Here is a 2973-nt window from a genome sequence, read left to right on the forward strand (position 1 = left end):
GTGGACGAGCTGGCTGGCCCCGCCATCGAGCGTGAAGCAAAGGCTGGCACCGGTGTCCCCGGTGGCGTTGCCATCCCACACTGCCGCTCCGCCGCAGTGTCTGAACCCACCTTGGCCTTCGCTCGTCTCTCGCGCGGCGTGGACTTCTCCGGCCCCGACGGGGACGCCCACTTGGTGTTCCTCATCGCCGCCCCGGAAGGTGGCGGCAAGGCCCACCTGAAGATTCTCTCGAAGCTCGCTCGCGCGCTGGTGAAGAAGGACTTCTTGGAGGCTCTGCGCACCGCGCAGACCAAGGAGGAAATCGTCTCCCTCGTCCTCGACGTGGTTAACGCCGAAAAGCCGAAGAAGAAGGCTGCGGCCAACGAATCGGCGCCTGCAGCTGCGGCTGCAGCGCCTGCGGCTCCTGCTTCGAGCAAGGCTGCAGAGTCGAAGAAGACCCGCATCGTGGCCGTCACTGCATGCCCGACCGGCATTGCCCACACCTACATGGCAGCCGACGCCCTCACCCAAACCGCCGAGGAGCGCGACGATGTCGAGCTCACCGTAGAAACCCAGGGATCCTCCAATAACACCGCTGTTTCTGCAGACACCATCGCGGCTGCCGACGCCGTCATCTTCGCTACCGATGTCGGTGTTCGTGACCGGGAGCGCTTCGCCGGAAAGCCCGTTATTGAATCGGGCGTCAAGCGCGCCATCAACGAGCCGGGCGTGATGCTCGATGAAGCTATCGCTGCGTCCAAGAACCCCAACGCACACAAGGTCGCAGGCACGGCAGGCGCAGCCTCCTCTAGTTCCGCGGAAGAAGGCGAAGGACTGGGCTGGGGCAAGCGCATTCAGCAGGCCATCATGACCGGTGTGTCCTACATGGTGCCCTTCGTCGCTGCCGGTGGCCTCCTCTTGGCCTTGGGCTTCCTCTTCGGTGGCTACGACATGGCCAACGGTTGGCAGGCCATCACCAGCGATTACTCGTTGACCAACCTGCCGGGCCATGACGTCATGGTTGATGGCGAAATGATGACCTTCAAGAAGGCAGGGTTCGCCCTGTACCTCGGCGCCGTGCTCTTCGCCATCGGTCAAGCATCGATGGGATTCATCGTCGCGGCGCTCTCCGGCTACATCGCCTTCGCGCTGGCAGGCCGCCCGGGCATCGCGCCGGGCTTCGCCGGTGGTGCCATTGCGGTCACCCTCGGTGCGGGTTTCATCGGTGGTCTGGTCACCGGCCTTATCGCTGGCTTTGTTGCGATGTGGATTGGCAAGTGGAATGTCCCGCGCTGGATCGGATCCCTCATGCCGGTCGCTATCATCCCGCTGCTCGCCACGATGGTTACAGGCCTGCTCATGTACCTGCTGCTCGGTGCACCGCTGGCCGCCATCATGGAAGGCCTGCAGAACTGGCTGTCCTCCATGTCCGGTTCCTCCGCGGTCCTTCTGGGCATCATTCTGGGGCTTATGATGTGCTCCGATTTGGGTGGCCCGGTCAACAAGGCTGCTTACCTCTTCGCTACTGCTGGCCTGTCCACGGGTGATGAGGCTTCCATGAAGATCATGGCCGCCGTTATGGCCTCCGGCATGGTTCCGCCGATTGCACTGTCCATCGCTACCTTCGTACGCAAGAACCTGTTCACGCCTGCGGAGCAGGAGAACGGCAAGTCCGCGTGGCTGCTGGGTCTGTCCTTCGTCTCCGAGGGCGCTATCCCGTTCGCTGCCGCGGATCCGCTGCGCGTCATTCCTTCGATGATGCTCGGTGGCGCGGTCACTGGTGCGCTGTCGATGTCCCTGGACGTCATGTCTCGCGCTCCGCACGGCGGAATCTTCGTTATCTTCGCCATCGAACCTGCGTGGGCGTACTTCGTGGCCATCCTTGCCGGCGTCATCGTATCCACCATCGCGGTCATCGCGATGAAGCGATTCTGGCCCAACAAGACTGCTGAAGAGGCTGCCGCGAAGGCAGACAAGGCCAAGGCTGCCGCCTAGCGCTTGAGCCGCGTACACTTGTAAGCACGAAACTCCGTAATTCGAAAGGATTATTGTCATGGCTTCTAAGACCGTCAAGGTTGGCTCCTCCGTCGGACTGCACGCACGTCCGGCCTCCATCATCGCCGATGCCGCCGCTGAGTTCGACGAGGACATCTTCCTGACCCTCGTTGGCGATGAGGACGAGGATGAGACCGATGCTGCCTCCTCCCTCATGATCATGGCTCTCGGCGCCGAGCAGGGCGACGAAGTCACCGTGACCTCTGAGAACGAGGCCGCTGTGGAGAAGATCGCCGGTCTCATCGAGCAGGACCTCGACGCTTCCTAAAGCACTTTCCGTCTATAGAACGGCAGTGCTCCCGCTTCCCTCTTGTGCTGAGGGTGGCGGGAGCTTTTTGTTTCGCCTCGTCCCTGCGGACTCTTTCGCTTTTCATCGCCACTCGACTGAAGTGACCTGCTGTGTAGAGTCAAAGACATGACTGGCCAGCCAACAACGCCCCCAGACTTTGGCATCGAAAAGCTGAATCTGGCGCTGATTGCGGAATACCTAAGCCCGCGCTTGGATAGCTTTACCGCTTCCGAGAATCTTTACCGGCACGAGGGCTCGTGGAAGGAACCGAAGTTCACAGTCGTCGCGCTCATAAGGCACAAGCTGGCCATCGATGCCGTTCTGGCCATTGAGACCGAGCAGGAACAGGGATTGGCCTTTGTCGGCTACGAGGTTATGGGAGCGTTGACCCGGCTCCGCGGCGACCTCGATACCGAAACCCTCTACCACGGAGTTGCCTCATGCCTCTGGGCGGATCAATTAGCAGGAGACAATCCGATTGGAAAAGCAGACTTCGCCAACCCCGAAACTATTTCGTGGCCAACTCTTCCCGACGACGAGGTATACATACACACGGTACGAGAGCTGCTGGACTACGCACAGGCTCATTCCGACAGTGATGATGTCTGGCTGGATGATGAGTTCGTGGGGAGAGCTGTAAAGGGACCGAA

Annotated in this window: 3 protein-coding genes; all 3 read left to right on the top strand. The window is 61.1% G+C overall.

Annotation, left to right across the window (positions count from 1 at the left end):
- Positions 1 to 1974, top strand: a 1974-nt coding sequence (locus tag RDN59_RS11805; protein ID WP_308608002.1) for a fructose-specific PTS transporter subunit EIIC, incomplete at its 5' end; no start/stop codon positions are given.
- 58 nt (positions 1975 to 2032) lie between these two features.
- Complete coding sequence (locus RDN59_RS11810) at positions 2033 to 2302, top strand: HPr family phosphocarrier protein (protein ID WP_010190265.1); 270 nt, start codon at positions 2033 to 2035, stop codon at positions 2300 to 2302.
- Positions 2303 to 2449: 147 nt separating this feature from the next.
- Positions 2450 to 2973 (top strand): hypothetical protein (locus tag RDN59_RS11815; protein WP_308608003.1); only part of this gene is annotated, 524 nt, incomplete at its 3' end.

It is taken from the genome of uncultured Corynebacterium sp. (assembly GCF_902489365.1).
Taxonomy (GTDB): domain Bacteria; phylum Actinomycetota; class Actinomycetes; order Mycobacteriales; family Mycobacteriaceae; genus Corynebacterium.